General features: G+C 56.6%; 16 protein-coding genes. 9 read left to right on the plus strand and 7 right to left on the minus strand.

Features of this window, described 5'->3' with window-relative positions:
- The first annotated feature begins 9 nt into the window (after nt 1-9).
- The 3 genes from AC6I8K_RS00745 to AC6I8K_RS00755 all read left to right on the plus strand — a co-directional run bounded on the left by AC6I8K_RS00745 (nt 10) and on the right by AC6I8K_RS00755 (nt 1,848).
- The gene (locus AC6I8K_RS00745; protein WP_483816561.1) at nt 10-1,014 is read left to right on the plus strand and encodes a family 8 glycosyl hydrolase; all 1,005 of its coding nucleotides are present in this window, start codon (nt 10-12) and stop codon (nt 1,012-1,014) included.
- Between the two features lie 251 nt (nt 1,015-1,265).
- Entirely contained in the window at nt 1,266-1,559 is a 294-nt protein-coding gene (locus tag AC6I8K_RS00750; RefSeq protein WP_064738197.1) for a BrnT family toxin, read from the plus strand.
- On the plus strand, nt 1,546-1,848 hold the full coding sequence (locus tag AC6I8K_RS00755; RefSeq protein WP_064738196.1) for a BrnA antitoxin family protein: 303 nt from the start codon (nt 1,546-1,548) through the stop codon (nt 1,846-1,848). The genes AC6I8K_RS00750 and AC6I8K_RS00755 overlap by 14 nt, the downstream gene beginning before the upstream one ends.
- Nucleotides 1,849-1,865: 17 nt before the next feature.
- On the opposite strand, the gene AC6I8K_RS00760 is transcribed toward AC6I8K_RS00755, so the two are convergent.
- From AC6I8K_RS00760 to bcsR, 5 genes are read right to left on the minus strand one after another with little or no spacing between them, the layout of a single operon-like run.
- The gene (locus AC6I8K_RS00760; protein ID WP_497826087.1) at nt 1,866-5,084 is read right to left on the minus strand and encodes a cellulose synthase subunit BcsC-related outer membrane protein; all 3,219 of its coding nucleotides are present in this window, start codon (nt 5,082-5,084) and stop codon (nt 1,866-1,868) included.
- A complete protein-coding gene (gene bcsB / locus AC6I8K_RS00765) occupies nt 5,077-7,368 on the minus strand; it encodes a cellulose biosynthesis cyclic di-GMP-binding regulatory protein BcsB (protein ID WP_497826088.1) in 2,292 nt (763 codons plus the stop codon). The genes AC6I8K_RS00760 and bcsB overlap by 8 nt, the downstream gene beginning before the upstream one ends.
- A 9-nt stretch (nt 7,369-7,377) precedes the next feature.
- Nucleotides 7,378-9,981, minus strand: coding sequence for a UDP-forming cellulose synthase catalytic subunit (bcsA, locus tag AC6I8K_RS00770; RefSeq protein ID WP_497826089.1), 2,604 nt, complete (start codon nt 9,979-9,981; stop codon nt 7,378-7,380).
- Nucleotides 9,978-10,709: a cellulose biosynthesis protein BcsQ gene (gene bcsQ, locus AC6I8K_RS00775; protein WP_483816564.1), complete on the minus strand. Its 732-nt coding sequence runs from the start codon at nt 10,707-10,709 to the stop codon at nt 9,978-9,980. The genes bcsA and bcsQ overlap by 4 nt, the downstream gene beginning before the upstream one ends.
- A complete protein-coding gene (gene bcsR / locus AC6I8K_RS00780; RefSeq protein WP_483816565.1) occupies nt 10,709-10,903 on the minus strand; it encodes a cellulose biosynthesis protein BcsR in 195 nt (64 codons plus the stop codon). The genes bcsQ and bcsR overlap by 1 nt, the downstream gene beginning before the upstream one ends.
- A gap of 142 nt (nt 10,904-11,045) precedes the next feature.
- On the opposite strand from bcsR, the gene bcsE reads away from it, so the two are divergent.
- The 6 genes from bcsE (at nt 11,046) to AC6I8K_RS00810 (ending at nt 19,911) form a co-directional block, all read left to right on the plus strand.
- Nucleotides 11,046-12,596 carry a cellulose biosynthesis protein BcsE gene (bcsE, locus tag AC6I8K_RS00785; protein ID WP_483816566.1) on the plus strand — a complete coding sequence of 517 codons (1,551 nt, stop codon included), beginning with the start codon at nt 11,046-11,048 and terminating at the stop codon, nt 12,594-12,596.
- Nucleotides 12,593-12,781 carry a cellulose biosynthesis protein BcsF gene (bcsF, locus tag AC6I8K_RS00790; RefSeq protein WP_064738189.1) on the plus strand — a complete coding sequence of 63 codons (189 nt, stop codon included), beginning with the start codon at nt 12,593-12,595 and terminating at the stop codon, nt 12,779-12,781. The genes bcsE and bcsF overlap by 4 nt, the downstream gene beginning before the upstream one ends.
- The gene (bcsG, locus tag AC6I8K_RS00795) at nt 12,774-14,405 is read left to right on the plus strand and encodes a cellulose biosynthesis protein BcsG (protein WP_497826090.1); all 1,632 of its coding nucleotides are present in this window, start codon (nt 12,774-12,776) and stop codon (nt 14,403-14,405) included. The genes bcsF and bcsG overlap by 8 nt, the downstream gene beginning before the upstream one ends.
- 230 nt (nt 14,406-14,635) lie before the next feature.
- Entirely contained in the window at nt 14,636-16,648 is a 2,013-nt protein-coding gene (gene hmsP, locus AC6I8K_RS00800) for a biofilm formation regulator HmsP (RefSeq protein ID WP_497827212.1), read from the plus strand.
- A gap of 228 nt (nt 16,649-16,876) precedes the next feature.
- The gene (locus AC6I8K_RS00805; RefSeq protein ID WP_064738186.1) at nt 16,877-18,157 is read left to right on the plus strand and encodes a dicarboxylate/amino acid:cation symporter; all 1,281 of its coding nucleotides are present in this window, start codon (nt 16,877-16,879) and stop codon (nt 18,155-18,157) included.
- Nucleotides 18,158-18,402: 245 nt separating this feature from the next.
- Entirely contained in the window at nt 18,403-19,911 is a 1,509-nt protein-coding gene (locus tag AC6I8K_RS00810) for a M16 family metallopeptidase (protein ID WP_064738185.1), read from the plus strand.
- A gap of 188 nt (nt 19,912-20,099) precedes the next feature.
- Here AC6I8K_RS00810 and AC6I8K_RS00815 read toward each other — a convergent pair whose 3' ends face one another.
- The gene (locus AC6I8K_RS00815) at nt 20,100-20,972 is read right to left on the minus strand and encodes an alpha/beta hydrolase (RefSeq protein ID WP_064738184.1); all 873 of its coding nucleotides are present in this window, start codon (nt 20,970-20,972) and stop codon (nt 20,100-20,102) included.
- Between the two features lie 397 nt (nt 20,973-21,369).
- The gene (gene kdgK, locus AC6I8K_RS00820) at nt 21,370-22,302 is read right to left on the minus strand and encodes a 2-dehydro-3-deoxygluconokinase (RefSeq protein WP_497826091.1); all 933 of its coding nucleotides are present in this window, start codon (nt 22,300-22,302) and stop codon (nt 21,370-21,372) included.
- Between the last annotated feature and the right edge of the window lie 2 nt (nt 22,303-22,304).

A 22,304-nucleotide genomic window follows, 5' to 3' on the forward strand; every position in this document is an offset into this window, starting at 1 on the left:
GATGCTGTAATGAGAGTGATGCGGTTTTGGCGTCAATGGATGCTGTGTTTCATGGTGATGTTTTTTAGCGCTCAGGCAGCTGCAGATGGCTGGAGTACTTACAAAAGCCGTTTTATGGACAGCGATGGCCGTATCAGTGATACGGCAAACAACAACGTTAGCCACACCGAAGGCCAGGGCTACGGCATGTTGTTGGCGGTGGCGCATGACGATCGTGCCACCTTCGATCAGCTGTGGCAGTGGACGCGCACCCATCTACGCAATCCGCAGAATGAGCTGTTCTACTGGCGCTACACGCCAGGCGCTGCCGATCCGATTGCCGATAAAAATAACGCGTCCGATGGTGATGTGCTGATTGCCTGGGCGCTGCAACGTGCAGCGCAGAAGTGGGGCGGTGATTACCAACAGGCGTCCGACCGGATTCAGCGTGCGATAGTGAAGCTGAATGTGATCAGCTACGGCGGGCATAAAGTGATGCTGCCGGGCGCGCAGGGTTTCAATAAAACCAGCTATGTGGTGCTCAATCCGTCATATTTCCTGTTCGAGGCCTGGCGAGAGTTTGCCGAGCACAGTCATCTGCGCATCTGGAATGAGCTGATTGATGACGGCATGGTATTGCTGAGTGATATGCACTTCGGCAAAACCGGCCTGCCGCTCGATTGGGTGGCGCTGAATGCCGATGGTTCGGTGGCACCGGCGGTCGGCTACTCTAACCGCTTCAGCTATGACGCGATCCGTATTCCGCTGAACATCTGGTGGTACGATCCGCAAAGCCTGCGGCTGGTGCCATTCCAGCGCCTGTGGCAAGGTTCGGCGCGCATGACCACGCCCGCCTGGTATGATGTGCTGGGCAACACGCCCGCGCCATACAATATGGAAGGCGGCCTGATCGCGGTGCGCGATTTAACCCTGAACCAAACTCAGTATCTCAACGACAAGCTGGCAGCGGATCAAAACTACTTCTCCGCCAGCCTGCAGCTGCTCACCTGGATGGCGTATCAGGAGAAGCGTTAAGTCTCATCTTTGACCTGGTCGCCATGAATGGCGACCCTACAAAAAACTGCACTTCATCCGTAGGGTCGCCATTCATGGCGACCTATACGCTTTACCGCCATTTATTTCATTTCAAATCTATTACGGCCTTTGTCTGAATCTCATTTCAATGCACGTTTAATCCTTCATTGTAGGGATCTGATCAATGCACGCCCATTAGCGTCTATGCAAATTTGTCATGCTAAAATGTATAGACAAAAGTGTATGGTAAAATGTATACGGAACTTGAATTCGAGTGGGATCTCAGCAAAGCGGAATCGAATTACCGCAAGCATGGCATTCGCTTTGAAATTGCCGTGCGAATATTTGACGATCCTTTTCATTTGTCTAATCAGGATCGTTACGAGAATGGCGAGTATCGCTGGCAATCGATAGGTAGTGTTATGGGACACATCGTTATATTGGTGGCACACACGGTCCGTTTTGAGCAGGGCACCGAGATTATGCGAATCATCAGTGCACGTCCTGCCACGCGCAATGAGAGGAGGCGTTATGAGCAAGGTTAGAGTTAAACGTAGCGAATTACCGGCGTTAACCGATAAACATTTATCTGAGCTGGAAGCACTGAGTCAAAAACCAGATTGCGAGATTGATTGCAGTGAAATTGAGCCTTTAGCCGAAGGGTTTTGGAACACATCTTCCAGCGGGCGATTTTACCGTCCGATTAAAACGCAGGCTTCAGTCAGAATTGATGCAGATGTGCTTGAGTGGTTGAAAGCGCCGGGAAAAGGGTATCAGACGCGTTTAAATGCCATATTGCGGGCAGCTATGCTTCGTGAGTTACAAAGTAAGTAGCAGCCTCACGGCGACTACTATTTAAAATCCGCATACGGCGTGAGCGGCTGCGGGGGCATGTCCATATCGCCGTTCCAGCCGGACATAGAATAGCGCATAAAAATCAAACCGTGGCTCGGGGTGTAATCCTTCGCCTGCTGAATATCCATCGCCAATCCTACTGACCAATGCGGCGTAATGCGGCGCTCCACCAGCGCCTGCAGCGTATAACCAAACCCCCTTCCCGAACTGCTGTCTGAGGTGGGATTCGACGCCAGCGCAAAGCCTGGATTGACCGGATAACGCTGCTGTCCATCGGTTTGCGACTGCGACCAGGAAACCGAGCCGCCGAGGTCAAATGACCAGTTGTCGAAGCGCTGGCGATAGGTGACCGGCAGCGACAGCGAGAAATACTGCTGCGGGCTGTAATAGCCGCCCTGGCCGAAGGTATAGTCGCTGAGGTCTTTCTGGTAATGCCACAGCATGCTGTTCAGGCCAACGGTGGCGCGGCGATTGTCTTGATTAATCAGCTTGTAGTAATAACCCGCCATCAGGCGTTCGCGGCTGTTATCCGCGACGTTTTCACCGCTAAGTTGATGCGCACTGAGATCGGCCCACACGCCATGCGCGCCGCCTTGATCATAACTCAGCCCCAGCGCGCCACCGGTTGCGACCACGCCGCCCCAGGTTTTGCCGCCGTTAGCCGCGGGATCGCGTGCGCCTGCGTACGCCAGCAGCGAGCTGGAGATCGGTCGCCGTGATGCGGTGAACGTCAGGCCAATGTCATTGACGTCGGTTTTCCAGCTGACACCGCCGACCCAGTTGCGGGTCTCAAAGCCGAGCGGCGTAGTGCCGAGATCTGCCGACCAGTGATCGTTATGCCAGCCCACGCCCAGCGCGGTGCCTTCATCACGCTGCGTAAAGTCGCGGCGACAACCGCCGGAATTGTCATCATTACAGCTGCCGAACTGCGCGCTGTGGCTGCCGTTCTCGGTGGAGAAGGTGCCCGCTGAAACCAGCACATGATCTACGCGCACAAAGCTACGCCCATCTGCCAGTGGCGTTTCCGCCTGCATCATGGTGGTGTGTGCGGTGAAATCGGAGGTGCCGCCGTTGCCTTTATTGCGCGAGTAATCCTGCTCGAGGGTGAAAGTGGTGTCTTGCTGGCGATAAAGATCGGCGGCGTCGCTGCGTATGCTGCGTTTTAGCCAGTTATCCTGCACCTGATTGCGGGTTAACGCCGTATAACGATCGTGATCCTGCGGCACATCCGGGCTGATGCCGCTTGCAGCCATCGCCAGTTGATAATCCTGCTGCGCTTGTGCGGATTGGTGCAGCTGGGTTTCCAGCCGCGCCGCGTCGCGGTACACCAGCGCTTTTTCCTGTGATGGGGCTTGTTTCGCCGCTTGGGTTTTCAGCTCAGCAAAAATCTGTTGAGCACGAACTGCATCGCCACTGTTTTGCCAGGCGAGCGCCACGCGCCGACCGCTGTTTACACTTTGCCGTGCCACGCTCGCTGGTAAGGTTTCTAGCGAGCGGCGCGCTTCCGCTGTGCGGTGCAACGCCAACTGTGCTTCGATGCGATCCAGCGCCTCTTCGCCGCGTGCCAATACTTTCTTCTGCTCCAGACGGTTGGCCAACTCATGCATATTGCTGTCCCAGCGCGCGGTGGGCAGGCGATGCAAGGTCGTTAGTGCGGCATCATCGCGGTCGACGGAAGCCAGCCACAACGCAGATGCATACTGCGCTGCCGGTTCATGTGGATGCTGGCGCACCATTGCGTCCATGATCTGCGCACCCTGAGTTTCTTCGCCGCCATTGCGCAGCGCGCCAGCCAGTCGATAAGCCAGCCAGATATCATCGGGATTCGCCTGCGCCAGCTGGCGATATTTCTCCGTGGCCTGATGCCATTGGCCTTGTTGCGCCAGCGCATCGGCTTCGGCCATCAGCGCATCGGTGCGCAGCTGTACCAGACGACTTTTCGCCGTGCTATTGCTGCGATCCAGCCGCAGCGCCTGCTGCCAATAGTTTTCTGCCTGAGCGCTGTTTTTCCGCGCCTGCGCCACATCGCCGAGACCAACTAACGCCCAGCTGTCACGATTATCCAACGCTTGCGCGCCGCGATAATAGCGTTCTGCCGCGGCCATATCGCCGTTTTTCAACGCCGCATCGCCGTTGTTGATGGCCAGCCAATAACGGCTGGTTTGCAGCAGTGACTGCCACTTGCCGATTTGCGTGCTGGCCTGGCCGGCCTGAATCGCCTTCTCCAGCCAGCGAATAGCGGCGGTGCGATTGTTGGCCCGCGCCTGCGCCTGGCCCATCGCGCCCATCAGTTCAGCATCGTTTGGATTGGCTTTTAGCGCCGCATTAAGCGCGGCAATGGCATCCGCGCCTCCGCCGGCATCCACCAGCGCTAAGCCCTGCATACGCTGACGATACGCCGGATCGGCGAGCATTTTTTGCTGACGTGCCAGCTCTTGCTGACCGCGCTGCTGGGCATCGCCTTCGGTAAAGGTTTGCAGATATTGCTGCAGGCTGGCGACACTACGCTCGCTCACCGGCTGATTCTGGATTTGCTGCAGCCACAGCTCGGAGGCGGCATCGCGTCCGCCATTACGGTTGGCGAGACGGCGCAGCTGCGTGAAGGCTTCTCCTGGCTGATTGTTATCAAACGCCATGCGCGCCAGCTGCAGTTCTACGCCGATGTTGCCGGGATAGCGCAGCTCCAGCGCCTGCAACTGTTGATACGCCTGCGGTTGCTGGCCGGGTAGACGCGCCACCAGTCGCCAATACTCCAACTCGGTATTCACATCCGGGAACACGCCGTGGAACAGCGCATCCCACGCGGTTTTGGCGTCGGCGAGGTGTCCGGCAGTGGCCAGTAATCGCGCCTGCTGCAGCTGTTGACGACCTTCCGTGGTCACCAGACGCAATCCGGCTGCGGATTCGTGCGTGGCGGCAGCATTCGGTGCCACGCGCTGCAGTTCATCCAGCAGTTTTTGCGCTTTGGCCTGATCGCCCTGACGCAGCGCCATGCGGATTTGCGCCGCCAGCACCTGCGGATTATCCGGATCGATTTTCTCCAGCCGATACAGCGATTGCTGCACCAGATCGAGTTTGTTGGTCGATTCGCCGGTGCGAATCTGCATCAGCAGCCACTCAACCGGCGCAACCTGTGGACCGATTGGCGCGGCAATCGAACTTGCCCATGCCCCGAGCGTGCTGCCAATCAGTAATCCCAGCTGCAGCTTATTCATCGTCATCCAGCTCGGCCAGACGGCGACGGCTTACCATGCGCATCAAGCGCCAGGCCATCAGCGCAAACAGCACCACGACAACGACCGCGCAAATCGCCAGCCACACCGGATGCGTCGCCAGCAGATTCCATAAGCGCTCCCACCACGGCAGGTGACCAACGAAATAGGTGTCGCCGACGCGCACGCTGTTCACGCCTGATTCACGGATCACCGTGGCGGAACCGAACACCGCCGCGCGTTTGCCGCTGTCGAGCAGCGCGTTATTCAGCAATTCCCAGCCGCGCGGGCTGTCGGCCAGCAGCGCCACGACGCTACGCTGATCGTTGAACGGCGACTGGAAGCCGACAATGGCGCCCATCGGCCCGCGTGAGCTGATGGTGGTTTGGCTTTCCACTGCGCGTTCGCTGGCGGAAACCGGCACGTTAGCCGCCGCATTCGATCGCGCGGGCATGCTGATCCAACTGCGTGCGGCATCGGCCAGCAGCGGGATCTTCGTATCGTCTTGCAGATCCTGCGGAATGCCGCCGATCATTAGCACATCGGCATCGGTTGCTTTCGCCTTGCTCCAGTCATCGCTTATCTGCACGCGCAACGCGGGATAGCCGGTTTGCGCGCCGATGCTGCCCAGCGCATTCAGCATAGTGGTTACTTCGTCATTACCCGGCTTCGGCTGCACCAGCACCAGCGTTTGCGCCAGATCGGCGTAGCGGCTGTAAGGGAAACCGGCGTTGGCGAACGCACCCAGCGACGGCATTTCGATGTAATGACGATAGCCGGAGAAATCGATGCTTGAGGTATCGTCGATAACCACGTGATGTCCCACCGCGGTGACGGTTTCGCAGCGGCCATCGGCGGTACCGCCAATAAAGGTGTTGGCGTAATCAAAGTTGAAGCGCAGCTGATTCACGACACCGAGGCGCAGTGCCGGAATGGTCAGCTGACGATTGCTGTCCTGCAAACCCTGCATCAGCGGAATGTGCATCAGCTGTTGAGCGGCGGTATCTTTTTGCGTCAGCGGGTAATCCTGCATGAACTGGTTGTTGAGATGCACCGCCAGGCGCGAACCATCCTGCTGAATCGGCGAGGTATAGCGGTAGCGCAGGTCCATATCAATGCCGCGCGCACGCACCAGGAACAGATCCGGCGGCAGATTCAGCGTCAGGCTAATCGGATTTGGCTGCAAGCCGTCGCCCTGCAGCTGGTTTTGATACTGCGTCAGCTCGGCAAAGGTGGTGCGGCGATCGGTGCGTACCCAGTTTGGCGCATCGTAAGCCTCGCGGGCTGCCAGCAGTTTCACGCTGTCGATGGTTGAGCTGTCGCCGCGCAGCAGTAGCTGACCTTGGGCAATGCCTTCGACGGCGGTCAACAGATCGTTGTCATCCCGACCGAGAATCAGCAGCATCTTCTCGTACGGATTGTCCGGCTGATTCACCATTTCCACCGTCGGTTTCTCCACCGGCGGCAAATCTTTCAGGAAGTCGGGACGATGCGCGTTGGTGGCAAACACCACCGCATGCTGATCGTTGGGGAGCTGGTTATACAGCACCGGGAAGGATTGTCCGCGCCACTGCGCTTTGCTGCCAAACCAGGAAGCCAGAATCCCGGCCGCACGCTGTTGCAACAAATTGGGTTGCGCATCGAACACCATTGGCAGCTGCAGCGGACGGCTGTCGCGCGTATCAAAGAACGGCTCCGGGAAATGCGACAGATCGTTCTGTAGCGGCAGCTTTTGCAGCGTCAAATCGAGTTGGCTGGCTTTGCCGATATCCAGCCAGATGGTGCTGTTGGCCGGGTTTTCACACACGTTGGCGTAGTGACCAACCAGTTCGAGGCGCACGCGGTTAAAATCGCTAATAAAGCGTGGATCGATGGGAATTTGCGTTTGATTCTCTTTGCCGAGCTGATCGGCGGTGACAGTAACCAATCCCACCAGTTCGTCGTTGAGATAGACCTTGAGCTGCGACAGCGTCGGAATCAGCGCTGGCGAGGGACGATAGCTCAGATTCAGTAGCGCGCGCGTCACCACTTCATCGCTGCGCACGCCGAACTCAATCTGGCTGCTCGGTTCGGTACCGCGCAGCGTCATGCTGCCCGGCGGCGGTGCGACCTGGTTAAACACCAGCTGACTATCACGCAGCGGCGCGTTGGCATCGACCAGCGCGTTCATCTCCTGCAGCGGCTGGGGTGTGCTCAACGCCCCATTGGACTGCGGCGCGGCCTGCGCCAGAGTTACGCAGCCCAGCAGCAGCGCGGTGAACCAACTCAGTTTTCTCGTCATGGTCATATCGTCAACTTAAGTGAAATCGGTATTGATCGTCGCAGGCTGGCGCGCAATACGCTGCGGCAGCAGCGTCGCCAGCCAGCTCACCAGCGCGGTGAGCGCACGGAATAAACGGCGTAGTGGTGCAGGCCCATACTCGGCCAGACGCAGATAGCCTTTAAAACCCAGCACCATAATGTCGGCCAGACTTTGCACCGGTTTATCTTCCGGGAAGCCGTCCTGCCACAGCGCCCAGGTGTCGGCGCGGGCGAAGGTGCACTGAATAAATTCGATGTGTTGGCGCGTGGTGAGTTGATGCAGGCGAATCCCGGCGCGACGGCCAAACACCCGCTGCACCTGACACGGGAAGCTGAACTCTTGCTGACCACGGCGCAGCAGCAGCGACACAGTTTCGTCTTCTTTCAACGCATCGGCCTCGCGCAACTCAACGCCCACGCCGCCGTCGGAGTAGTCGCGCAGTGTACAGGGCACCATATGTCCATCCTCACGCGCGATGGCGGCGGGCATGGCGATCTCCACACGATGTGCTTCGCGGATTTGACGTGCTTCTACGGAAACCGCCACCGCGCCGCCAAGGATAATCATGTTGTAAAGCACCCAGACCAGGCTGACCCAAATGGTGAGCATTTCGTTGGCCGGACCGTAAGCCATACGCCAGAAGGCCATGCCGATACCGGCAATATTCAGCAACACCAGCATCATGTACGGCTTGGTAATCACCCAATCGAGATGACGTTCCGCCACCAAACCGCCTTTGGCGGTGACGTTGAACTTGCCTTTGTGCGGATTGAACAGCGCCACCGTAGTGGGCCGCGCGATGTACCACGCCAGCACGGTTTCATACACTTCGCTCCAGAACGAATGTCGCCAGCGGCCCTGAATACGCGAGTTGGTCAGGCTGGTGTGCAGCATATGCGGCAGTACGTAGATGGCTATTGCCAGTGCGGGTGCGTAGATGATGTAGGCGTGGAACAGCAGAAACGCCAGCGGTGCCAGCAGGAAGATCAGGCGCGGAATCCCGGCGAGAAAGTGCAGCATGGCGTTGGCGTAACACAGGCGCTGCACCAGCTTTAACCCTTTGCCGAACAGCGGGTTATCGAGGCGGAAAATCTGCACCATGCCGCGCGCCCAGCGGATACGCTGGCCAATATGCGCCGATAGACTCTCGGTGGCCAGACCCGCGGCCTGCGGAATGCGAATATACGCTGAGGTGTAACCCTGGCGATGCAGGCGCAGCGAGGTGTGCGCATCTTCGGTGACGGTTTCTACCGCAATGCCGCCGATGTGATCCAGCGCGGTACGGCGCAGCACCGCGCAGGAGCCACAGAAGAACGCCGCATCCCAGGTATCGTTGCCATCCTGCACCAGGCCATAAAACAGTGAACCTTCGTTAGGCGTCTGACGGAAGCGACCGAGGTTGCGCTCGAACGGATCGGGCGAGAAGAAGTGGTGCGGCGTTTGCAACATCGCCAGCCGATGATCTTTCAGGAACCAGCCCATCGTCAGCTGCAGGAACGAGCGGGTCGGCACATGGTCACAGTCAAAAATCGTCACATATTCGCTACGGCACACCGCTTTCAGTGCATGGTTGATGTTGCCCGCTTTGGCGTGTTCGTGAGTAGGGCGCACCACATAATTGATGCCAATGCTGGCGGCAAACGCGCGGAACTCCTCGCGTGTGCCATCATCCAGCAGATAAATGTTGAGCTTCTCCTGCGGCCAGTCGATGCCCATCGCCGCATAGAGGGTCGGTTTCACCACGCTGAGCGGTTCGTTGTAGGTCGGCACCAGAATATCGACGCTCGGCCACGCGGTAATGTCCGGTGGCATCGAAACCGGCTGACGATTGAGTGGCCACAGCGTCTGAAAATATCCCAGCACCAACACCGCCCACGCATAGGTTTCGGCACCAATCAGCAGCAGGCCAAACGTCAGGCTGAGCGGATCGTCCCAGTTGAGGGTTTCGGTGTAGCGCCACCACAAATAACGGCAGGAGATAGTCAGCGACAAGACGATCAGCATGATGGTGGACAAGCGGCCCGGCACGCGACGCACCAGCATCGCCAATCCCCATAGCAGCAGCACGAAGACGAATTGCGTGGTGATGCCGAAAGGTTGCGAGATACACAACAGCGCCAACAGGCTGGCGACAATCGCCGCCACGATAAACAGCAGCTGGCGCAACCACGCTGGCAGCGCCTGAATACGTTGTTCGCTGCGCTGAGCAAAACGGGTTTGTTCCAGCCGTGCCGGTAGCGCGCCGAGCCACTGATACAGCGGCTCACGCCAACGCAACAGCGGCTTGACGCTGAAACCTTTGCGCGTGCGCTGATCAAGCGGTAATACCAGCATCAGCCACAGGCTTTGCGTGGCGTAGCGTAGCGCATCCAGCGGGCGCGGGCGCAGCGGCGAAATTTGCGGGTAGTAACGTTGACGATGCTGCAGGATGCGCTGCCAGCTAGGTGTTTCCAGTCGCAACAGCGACCAGGCGAGCACGCACCACATGAGATGTAGCGCGATGGTGAAGCGGCCCGCGCCATGCTGATGCGCCAGCTGAGCGCGGCGCTGTAGCGCCTGCCACGCCTGTGGCATCAGCAGCCAGCGTAATGGATTCACGCTGCGCCTCCCGCCACGTGCAGCAGCAGCCAGTTGGCCAGCGTGTTGATCTCTTCACTGGCCAGCGCATGTGGCCGATATTCGCCCACCGGCTGTTTCATCATTAGCGCTTCCGCCAGCGCTTCATCGCGATGAATCACCTGCGGAATCAGGTTTTTCAGCGAACTGATCCACAGCTGGTGCAGATCCTGCTGTAGCTGGCTGTTGGCGTTGAACTGGTTGATCAGGAACAGCGTGTGCGGGGAAAAGCGGGTGTGATGCAGACGCAACTGACAGTTGGCATCCAGTGTCAGCACCTGCAGCAGACGATCGGCGACGGCAACAACGGATCGCTGCCACGGCAATAGATCCGCGGGGAGGTCAAAAATAATCCAGTCGTAGTGCGCTTTCAGGACCGGCAATGCGTGCAGCAGCGGTGCGGCAAATGCTGCGTCGATAGTGTTGATGCTGGCGCGCTGTTGCGCCGTTAGCGCGCCAAACGGCAGAAAATCCAGCCCCGCTTGATAGCGCTGTGCGCACTGTTGCCACGCGTGTTGTTCACACAGCGCGGGCGCCCAGCCCTGAGGACGATCAAGTGGCATATTAAAATGGGCAGCCAGCTGATTTACCGGGGAAAAATCGATCACCAGCACCGATTGCTGCAGCGCGTTGAGCGCCCAGCCGAGCGCGGCGCTGAGGGCCGTGGCGCCACAGCCGCCGCGTAGTCCTTGAAGGGCAATAACCGGCATTAACGATCACTCTCCTGTGCCGCGCTTATTTCACGCAGCAACGGCCAGCGCGCCATAATGGTATTCAGGCGTGCTTCGCGGGCTATATCGATGTAGCGAAATGCGTTGAGAGAAAAGGCGTCACTCAACGCATTAATATCATCGTGTTCTTCAGCCTTGATTGCGATCGGTGAAAAGGCATTTTCATGTTTCATTACTTTTTTGCCACCCAAATTCGACAACGGATGAATTGTGGTTCTATTTTTTGTAAAGTCGGAGCCAAAATATTATTTCAGCAGTTCCCATCGGCGCCGTCTAGATTAAACTAGCCTGGAATGTATCGATCGTGAATAAAAGATGAAAAATCACTATGCGCTCGGCCTGCAACAGCTTCAGCAGGAATTAAATACCCTGCAGAAACCAGGGTTTTACTGGATTACCAGCCAGCGTCAGGAAGATGCACGAGCACTGCTGCGTCAGGTGGTTAGCCAACAAGATGCCGCTACGCTTGTCAGCGCCGACGAGAAACCGCAGGCGCTGCTAACGCCCGATCCGATTGGCGGTCCGGCACGCATGCCGTTATTTTCGCTGCCGGCCAATAAAACCAGTTTAAAGCGGCTAGAGAGTGATTTTTCCCGCGTGCTGAATAGCCGCAGTGGTTTAGTGCTGTTTTATAGTAATGCCGCGTTGTGGGGGAAATTATCGCAGGATGAGCTGGCTATTTGGCTTAAGCGCATACGCCGTTTGTTAACGCAAAAACAAATCACGCTGTTAATGATCACGTCTGGGACAGCAATTATTCACCTGCGTAATCATCTGCAAGCTTATTTTCGCCAGCTTGATGGTCTCGCACATTTAGAATTTCAGCAGGACAGTTGGCAATATCGAATTAACTGGTGGTACGCCGCCAATAAATTACTGGCCGATCGCGCTATCCGTTTGAGTTATGTCGACAATCAATTTATTGCCGTTAACGAAGCGGAACAACATATTCCATTAAGCCGCAACGATGAAAACCAATTCCTGGCGCATGAAGGTGTGCTGGAAGGTGCGCCACCGCTTTCTGTGCAGTGGCAATTATTTAGTGACAATGAAAGCGTATTTTCGCGCGCCCAGCAGGCGAACGCGGCAACCGTCATCTTTAGCCTGGCCCATAATCAAGACATGAATACGCTAGCGAAGATGGTCCATAGTTTGCGGCGTTCACGCGGTAGTGCGCTAAAGATGGTGGTACGCGAAATGAGTACCACGCTGCGCTACAGTGATGAGCGTTTGCTGCTGGCCTGTGGCGTAAATGCCATCGTGCCGACGGCGGCCAGTTTGTCGCGCTTTCTCACCACGCTGGAGGGAATACAGGGCCAGCAATTCTCGCGGCATGTACCCGCCAATCTCAACGCCCTGATGCAGGCGCTTCAGCCACTGCAGCAGAGAGGTTATTTGCCGCTGGAACCGTTTTGTGCGGCGGTGCAGCAGCTAATGAGCAACACGCTGCTGCCGGAAAATGACAAAGGGTTAATGGTGGCGCTGCGTCCGGTACCGCAACTGAAACCCGAACAGATTCTGACGTTGTGCAAACCACGACGTTTTGGCGATTTGGTGACGCTGGTGAACGACCGCCTCTATCTGTTCCTCTCTTCGTGCCGATTTAATGATTTGGATATCGCGCTGAAATCGATCTTCTCTCTGCCGCACGATGAGCTGTTTAGCAACCGCATTGTCTGGTTTGAAGACAATCAGATCGTGTCGGAGGCGGACAACATTCGCCAACTCACGCCGGTGGTACAGCGTGATGTGCAAGCTGATCCCCTTGTCGCCGCACCTGCCAGCGAGAATGCAGCCGCACCGGCTCGCGGCGCACAAACGCCGCAGCCGATTACCCTCAACCTTGATGGAGTAGGACACTCATGACGTTGATGGATTGGGTACAGGTGGCGATCTTGCTGTTATTGATTTTGCTGCTGCTGAAGTCACTGTTTGGACGCGGGCTCACGCGCAGCAGCACCCATCCGCTGCTGCGTTTATTGCCGACCCGCGCTTTGAAATCCGAAGGGCTGTGGCAACGTAAAGTGAAAAAAACGGATAAACATGGATAACAGATTCACGATGCACGGTGCCTGGTGGCGCGGCCTTGGTGGTTGGAACTTTTATTTTCTGATCAAGTTTGCGCTGCTGTGGTACGGCTACCTCAATTTTCACGCGCTGAGTAATCTGGTGTTTCTGGCGTGGCTGCTGATCCCGTTGCCGGGCGCGCGGCTGCATCGCCTGCGCCAGTGGATTTCGCTGCCGATGGGCTTTGCGCTGTTCTGGCACGATACCTGGTTGCCGGGCCTCAATTCGATCATGAGCCAGGGCAGCCAGCTGGCGGGCTTCTCGCCCAGCTATCTGCTCGATCTTGCGAATCGCTTTATCAACTGGGAGATGATTGGCGCGGGCTTTGTGCTGCTGGTGCTGTATCTGTTTGTCGCGCAGTGGATTCGCGTCACCGTGTTGGTGTCGCTGATGCTGATCTGGCTCAATGTGCTAACGATCGCCGGACCAGCGATGAATTTACTGCCGAGCAGCGCGGCAACGCCGACGGTGAAGCTCAATGCTACGCCGGCGGCGAAAGCGCCAGATGGCCTCGACCAATCCGCGCCGCCCACCAGCGCCAATCTGACCGCCTGGCTCAACCGTTTTTACGACGCCGAGCGTCAGCGATCTACGCACTTCCCAGACGCATTGCCAGCCGATTCGCAGCCGTTCGATATTCTGGTGATCAACATCTGTTCGCTATCATGGTCAGATTTGAATGTTGCGCAGTTGCGTAATCATCCGCTGTGGCAGCACTTCGATATTCTGCTCAACAACTACAACTCCGCTACCGGGTACAGCGGTCCGGCGGGGATTCGTCTGTTGCGCGCCAGCTGCGGCCAGCGTTCGCACAGCGATTTGTATAAAGCCACCGATCAGCGCTGCTATCTGTTTGATAATCTGGCCAGGCTTGGCTTCAGGCAGCAACTGATGATGGATCACACCGGCGTGTTTGGTAACTATCTCAAAGAGCTGCGCGAAGAGGGCAATCTGCAAGCACCGCTGATGTCACAGGCCGGCATTGCGCCGGAAGTGACGTCGTTTGATGGCTCGCCGGTATTTAATGATGCGCAACTGATGCAGCGCTGGCTCGACGATCGTAGCAAGAGCAGCGATGCGCGCTCCGCGACCTTCTATAATCTGATTCCGCTGCATGACGGGACGCGCGAGCTGGGCAGCACGCGCAGCGCGGACTGGCAGCCGCGCGCCAAAGTGCTGTTTGATCAGCTCGATGCTTTCCTGACCAATCTGGAGAAATCGGGCCGCCGCGTGATGGTGTTGGTGGTGCCGGAACACGGTGCGGCGCTGCAGGGCGACAAGATGCAGATGTCGGGTTTGCGTGACATCCCCAGCCCGGATATCACCCATGTGCCGGTCGGCATCAAGTTTGTTGGCATGAAAGCGCCGCACCAGGGTCAGCCGCTCAGCGTCGAGACGCCAACCAGCCTGCTGGCAATCTCAGAAATCGTGTCGCGCGTGGTGGATGGCCAGGTGTTTAACGCGCCGAACGTCAATATGTCGGTGCTAACCGATAATCTGCCGCAGTCGCCGGTGGTGTCGGAGAACGATAACGCGGTGGTGATTATGTATCAGGGCAAGCCGTGGATCCGCCTGAACGGCGGCGATTGGGTGGCGTATCCGCAGTAAGTATCGATTTCAAATTTTTCGTCTGTCGTAGCGGCGCAATTTATTGCGCGATAAATCGCGCCGCTACACATCCCTGCACTTTTATCACCTGCATAATTCCGAATCGCTGCGCAAATAACCAAACTTGCCTATTTTTCGCCTTTATCCCGGCGAAAAAAACGCGTGAACTGGGATATACTCGCTGCGAATTTCATCTCATTACACGCCTTTAATGGCCTGGAGAAGTTTTGTTGCGCGTCAGTCGTTCTCTAACGATAAAGCAGATGGCGACGGTGTCCGCCGTGGCGATGGTGACCATCTGCATCTTTATTGTCATCCAGCTCTTTCACTTTGTGCAGCAGCGCAGGATTGACTACGCCCAACAAATGGAAAATGTGGCGCACACCGTGCGTCAGCCGCTCTCCGATGCGGTATTGAAAGCCGATATTCCGCAAGCCGAGCGCATCCTCAATACCCTGAAACCGGCCGGTATTTTATCGCGCGCCGATGTGGTGCTACCGAACGCGTTCCAGGCATTGCACGCCGATTTCGCGCCAGAAAAACCGGTGCCGCGCTGGGTAGCGCGCCTGTTTGAGCTGCCGGTACAAATCACGCTGCCGCTCTATTCGGTGGAGCGATCGGGCTTGCCGAAGCCGATTGCCTATCTGGTGCTGCAGGCTGACTCTTCGCGCGTCTATCAGTTCCTGCTCAGTACGTTGTCGACCATGATCACCACCTATTTGCTGCTGGCGCTGATTCTCTCAATCGCCATTAGTTGGTGTATCAATCGTTTGATTGTGCATCCGCTGCGCGATATCTCGCGTGATTTACAGGAGCTGCCGCCGCAGGCGATTCTGACCCACAAAATGACGCTGCCGAATAACCATCGCGATGATGAAATCGGTATGCTGATTCGCAGCTACAATCGCAATCAGCAGGTGCTGGAGTCAATTCATGACGAAATGAGCCGCATGACGACCCATTTCGCCGTCACGGATCTGCCCAACCGCGCGCTGTTCCTGGCACTCCTCGAACAGCATATGAGCCATCGCCATAATCGTCAGGCGTGGGGCTTGATGGTGATTCGCATTGAGACGCTGCAGGAAGCCAACGGCGTACTGAGCGATGAACAGCGCGATACGCTGATGTTGACGCTGGTTGAGAAGATTCGCAGTACCGTAGACGACCACTCGCTGCTGGCACAAACCGGTCCCAGCGATTTTGCCTTGTTGATGAAGCGCGCGCACAATCCATTCCGTGCCATGCGCCTGGCGCGCAATCTGATGATTCGTATCAATCAGCCCGTTAACCTGCAACAGTTGCAGCTGCGTCCGAATGCCAGTATCGGCCTGGCGTTGCACGAAGAGAACAGCATCTCGGCCAGCGTACAGCTCGATCGTGCGACCTCGGCGATGATGTCGGCGCGCCATCAGGGCAAAAATCAGATTCTGTTCTTCGATCCGGCGCTGACCGAGCGTGCGCAAAAGCGTTTAACGCAGGAGCACGACATCTTGCAAGGCTTGCAGGACGAGCAGTTTGCCCTTTATCTGCAGCCGCAAATCAACATGGAAACCGGCGAACTGGCCGGTGCCGAAGCGCTACTGCGCATGCGCATGCCGGATGGCAGCTACGGTTTATCGGAAGAGTTTATCGCCAGCGCTGAAGAGATTGGCGTGATTTCGGCGATTGGTCGCTGGGTGTTTGAAGAGGCCTGCCGCATTCTGGCTGGCTGGCAGAAGCAGGGAATTAACATTCCACTCAGCGTTAACATCTCGGCGGTGCAGCTGCGTGATGCCAGCATGGTTAGCCATTTGCAGGGCTTGCTTGAGCGCCATCGCATTGCGCCGGGCAATTTCGTGCTGGAAATCACCGAAACCGCACAGATTGGCGATGCCGAGCAGGCGATTGCGCTGCTGCGTTCGCTGCAGCAAACCGGCGTGGCCGTTGCACTCGACGACTTCGGCATGGGCTACTCCAACCTCAACTATCTGCATCAGTTCAAAGCGCTGCCAGTGAATAAGCTGAAAATGGATCGCAGCTTTGTTGCCGCGCTGCCGGATGATGACACCATGGTGCGCATTGTGGCGGCCATTGCCGACATCATTCACCTCGACGTGATTGCTGAGGGCGTTGAAACCGCCGAGCAGCGCGATTGGCTGCTGGCGCGCGGAATTACTATAGGGCAAGGCTACTTATACGCTGAAGCGCTGCCACTTAACGTCTTCAATCAACGCTGGCTCAAACGCTCGCAACTCCCTGAATAATCACCTTGGTTATTGATTTTCCTTACAAAATTGTAGCGAAGCGCTAAGCTGAAGCGTTTCAGTTCATAGTTAGAGTTTTGTAACTTTTGTAAGGAATGTTAGGGGATATTAATCTTGTTAACAGGGTGTTATTTTCCTCGCCATCGGTAAGGTTTTACGCTTCTGGCGGCTTGCCGCATGCGTTCTCCACAACAATGGCGGTGTAAACCGTCTCACTGGACACCTGTTATGAAAATCTTAAAAAGCCTCTATTTTCAGGTACTGGTTGCCATTGGCATCGGCGTCCTGTTGGGCCATTTCTATCCTGAGTTAGGCGCGCAAATGAAGCCGCTCGGCGATGGTTTCGTTAAGCTGATCAAGATGATCATCGCCCCCGTAATTTTCTGTACGGTGGTGACCGGTATTGCCGGCATGGAGAGCATGAAAGCCGTTGGACGTACCGGCGCAGTGGCGCTGCTGTACTTTGAAGTGGTCAGCACCATCGCGCTGATTATCGGTTTGGTGGTCGTCAATGTGGTGCAGCCAGGCGCGGGCATGAATATCGATCCGGCCACGCTGGACGCCAAAGCGGTCGCGGTTTACGCCCAGCAGGCAGAGCAGCAGGGGATTGTCGCCTTCTTACTGGATGTCATCCCGAATAGTGTGATCGGGGCTTTCGCCAGCGGTAACATTCTGCAAGTGCTGCTGTTCGCCATCCTGTTCGGCTTTGCATTGCATCGTCTTGGCAGTGCGGGCACGGTGATGTTCAACGTTATTGAGAGCTTCTCGAAAGTGATTTTTGGCGTGATCAACATGATCATGCGTCTGGCGCCCATCGGTGCGTTCGGTGCCATGGCCTTTACCATCGGGAAATATGGCGTCGGATCGCTGGTGCAACTCGGTCAGTTGATCATCTGCTTCTATCTCACCTGCGTGCTGTTTGTGGTGGTGGTATTGGGTCTGATCGCCCGTTTTGCTGGCTTCAACATCTTTAAGTTCATTGCTTACATCAAAGAAGAGCTGCTGATTGTACTGGGCACATCGTCATCCGAGTCTGCGCTGCCGCGCATGCTGGATAAGATGGAGAAGGTCGGCTGTAAGAAATCGGTAGTGGGATTGGTGATTCCAACCGGCTATTCGTTCAATCTTGATGGCACCTCGATTTACCTCACCATGGCGGCGGTGTTTATTGCGCAGGCGACCAACGCGCATATGGATGTGTTCCACCAAATCACGCTGTTAGTGGTGCTGCTGCTCTCCTCAAAAGGCGCAGCGGGCGTGACCGGCAGTGGCTTTATCGTGCTGGCGGCAACCTTGTCGGCGGTGGGACATCTGCCGGTCGCTGGGTTGGCGCTGATTCTCGGGATTGACCGCTTTATGTCCGAAGCGCGTGCGCTGACGAATCTGGTGGGTAATGGCGTGGCGACGATCGTGGTGGCGAAGTGGGTCGGTCAGCTGGATGAGAAACAGATGAATGCGACGCTTTCTTCATCGAAAAAGGTGAATAACGCACCAGAAACCGCCGCATAACCTGCTATTTGCGTTAATTTGCCGAGAAATGCCCGCTGTCGCTTGCCCTGACAGCGGGCATTTGCATAATAAACCCCATTGATTTTTTTCCCGATTTTTTACCTCGTTGCGCGACATCCTGACCTTCTCGTGGTCAAAGAGTCTGTTATTAAATAAACGTGGCGGCAAAATGCCGCACCGGTCACCCCAGATGTGGCCGAACATGCCGCGCTAACGAGCGTTGATCTGTTTGAGTAGGGGTTCACATGCAGGGCACCAGAATTCGGCTTTTGGTTGGCGGATTGCTTCTGGCAGCGTCCGGTTTTGGCGTGCACGCCGAGACGCTCCAACCCGATCCCGCCTGGCAAGAAGGCAAACTGGACAATGGTTTTAGCTGGCAGCTGCTGACCACGCCACAACGTCCAAGCGATCGTATTGAGCTGCGCCTGATTGTTAACACCGGTTCGCTGGTGGAGAGTGCGCAACAAACCGGCTATAGCCATCTTTTACCGCGTTTAGCGATGGTGCATAACGCCACGCTGGACACCAATCAGCAACGTGCGCTGTGGCAACAAGCCATGGATCCGCAACGTCCGCTGCCGCCCGCCATCTCGTCATACGATTACACCCAATACAACCTGAGCTTGCCGAACAACCGCCCCGATCTGTTAAAAGAAGCACTCAGCTGGCTGGCGGCGACCGCCGGTAAAATGACGATTAATGAGCAGATTGTTTCTACAGCGTTAACGGCCACCGATCCGATTGCGACCTGGCCCGCCAATACGCAGGATGTCTGGTGGCGCTATCGCCTGAAAGGTTCGGCGATGCTGGCGCACGATCCGGGCGAGCAACCGCGCGCGCCAGTTGATATCGCCCAGCTCAACAGCTTCTATCAGCAGTGGTACACGCCCGATGGCATGACGCTGTATGTGGTGGGGAATGTCGATAGCCGCAGCATGGCGGAACAGATCAATAAAGCCTTCTCGCCGCTACAAGGCAAACGTGTAGCGCCAGCCGTGTTACCGACGCTGTCACCGCTGCCGCATCAGCCGGTTAATCTGGTGAATGGTGGCATGAGTCAGGATCGTCTGTCGCTGGTGTGGGACACCGCGTGGCAGCCGATTCGTGATTCACAGAATCTGCAGCGTTACTGGCAGAGCGATTTAGCGCGTGAAGCGCTGTTCTGGCACGTGCAGCGCACACTGGCTGATAGTAAAGCGCAAAGCGTGCAGGTTGGCTTCGATTGCCGTGTGCTTTATCAGCGCGCGCAGTGTTCGATCAACATGGACAGCCCAAATGCCTCGTTGCCGCAGAATATGAATCAGGTGGCGAAAGAGCTGGCGGCCGTGCGTGACAAAGGGTTACCGCAGGAAGAATTTGATGCGCTGATGGCGCAGAAGCTGCTGGAACTCAATAAGCTGTTTGCCACTTACGCCCGTACCGACACCGATATTCTGATGGGGCAGCGTCTGCGCTCGCAACAAAACTCGGTTGTAGACATTGCGCCTGAGCAGTATCAGAAGCTGCGTCAGACCTTCCTCAGCGAGATGACGCGTGATCAGCTCAATCAGGAACTGCGCCAGCAATTGTCGCAGGAGCTGACCATGGTGCTGATTCAGCCGCAAGGTGAAGCCGAGACTAACGTGAGAATGCTGCAGGAAGGCTGGGATAAAGTGATGAAGCTTCCTGATGCACCTGCTGCGCCTGCCGCTCCGGATGAAGTAAAACCGGATAACAGTGCAGGCGCGGCGGAACAAGCCCAACCTTCTTCGTGATATCCCCTAAATAATTCGAGTCGCAGTTGCGGCTCGAATTATTGCGTAATGCCCATCGGTTAGTCACATCGCACATTCTGTAGCGGCGCGATTTATCGCGCAATGAATTGCGCCGCTACGATTTATGCGCGCTGCAATGTTGGTTTTCATCCCTTAACTGATGAGCATGACTCGAATTTTGGTGGGGATTACGTTTTGGCTCTAAGCCATTCGGTGACGAGCATCGGCCAGCTGGCGAGCGGTAAATCTGCCACGCCACGAATACCAAATCCGTGGCCGCCTTTCTGATAGAAATGAATCTCTACCGGCACCTTGTGCTCGCGCAGCGCGCTGAAGAACACCATGCTGTTATTCACCGACACCGATTCATCATCGGAGGCGTGAATCAGCAGCGTCGGTGGCGTTTGCGCATGCACGCGCGTCTCTAGTGAATACGCCTCAATCATTTTTTGATCCGGCCACGCGCCGAGCAAGCGGGTGCGTGCGCCTTCATGTGCCAGACCTTCGCGCATGCTGATCACCGGATAGAGTAATACCATCGCATCCGGGCGCGGCGAGAAGCTGTCGGCCTGATCCTGAACCGGATAGAGTTTGTCACCAAAGCGCGTGCCAAGGCTGGCGGCAACGTGTCCGCCCGCCGAGAAGCCCATCATCACGATATATTTGCCGTTCATACCCCGTTGTGCGCGTTCACGCAGCACACGCACCGCACGCTGCGCATCGGCCAGTGGGGCGTCTGGGCCTTCATGGTGTCCGTCATACGGCAGGCGATAGGTCATCACCGCCAGCGTGTAGCCCATGGAGGTGAAAAAGGTAGCGAGCGCGCTGCCTTCACGATCGATTAACACGCGTTGATAACCGCCGCCCGGCGCCACCAGCAGCGTAATACCGTTCGAGGTTTCTGGATGCCAGATGGCAATCTCCGGGCAGCGCACGCCGGTGGCTGCGCGATCGTAAGGTTCGTACTCTTTGGCGAGATCGACGATCTGCGGCTGAGCGCGCGAATCGCTCGCGCCTGGCGCATCACCGTGGGGCCAGATATTGATAATTTCTGTGTGCATAAGTCAGTCCTGAGCGAGTCATGTTGTCGTTATTCTTTTCGCGGCCGGAGAAACAGCATCCTGCTGTTATTGATTAAAACATGGTCTTTTTTGACGCTGACGTCCAGCCGAAAACCGCTGATTCCGCCAGTTTCGGACTATGCCTGGCGGCCCCTTTTCGGCCCATAACACGTTGAATTTAAATCGCTATGTTAAGCCAGGTTAAAGCCATTTGGCGGGTGATGTTACAGAAGTGGATGAGCTGAGCGATTAGCAGAAATTGGCAGGAAAAAATGCTGCGTTAAGCCAAACTTTGGGGGTGGGTTTGTTAGCTTAGGTAATGAATAGTACAGGGATTGTAGCGGCGCGATTCATCGCGCAATAAATTGCGCCGCTACGGTTGGTGGAGTTTGTTATTTTATTTCGGCATCGCGCTCAGCGGGATAATCGCGCCGCGATGCTGGATCACCGTGCTGGCGGTGAGATGACCGCGTGCGGCGGCATCCTCGGCGCTGCCGCCGGCCAAACGCACCGCCAGATACCCAGCACTGAATGAGTCGCCTGCCGCCGTGGTATCGATCACTTTCTCTTTCGCCAGTTTGATGGCAGCCACTTCTCGCAGCGGTTCATCACCGACCGCCACCAGACAGGAATCAGCGCCGCGTTTGATGGCAATCTCCTGCACGCCGGCTGCGCGTGTGCGAGCAATCACCGCGTCCAGCGGCTGTTCGCCCCACAGCAGATCTTCGTCGTCGAGCGTCAGGAACGCCATGTCGGTATGGCGCAGCATCTCGGCATAGGCTTGCTGAGCGCTGGGTTTATCGGCCCACAGACGCGGACGATAGTTGTTGTCGAAAATCACCTTGCCGCCGTTTTGACGACAGGCGCGAAGCAGTGCCATTAATTTGTCGCGGCTGGTCGCCGGCAGAATCGCCAGGCTGATACCGCTCAAATAGAGATAATCGTAGTGCGCCAGCTGCTGGCAGATCTCATCCGCTTGCGCACTATCCAGCCAGAAACGGGCGGCGGCGTCGTTGCGCCAGTACCAGAAGGTACGCTCGCCATGTTGGTCGGTTTCGATGAAATACAAACCCGGCATTTTATTGTCGAGGCGCTGAATCAGCGCGGTTTGTACTTGTTCCTGCTGCCAGGCTGCGATCATCTGATCGCTGAAACTGTCGGTGCCGAGTGCGGTGACATAATCGACACGCAGTTGCTGACTATCTGACTGACGCGCCAGATAAACCGCCGTGTTTAGCGTATCGCCGCCAAAACCGCGTTTGATATTCTCACCTTTCTCGGACAGCTCAATCATGCATTCGCCAATAATAGCGATTTTCTTCTGCGTCATGG

It is taken from the genome of Pantoea sp. X-Soil-ISGK-421 (assembly GCF_059730785.1).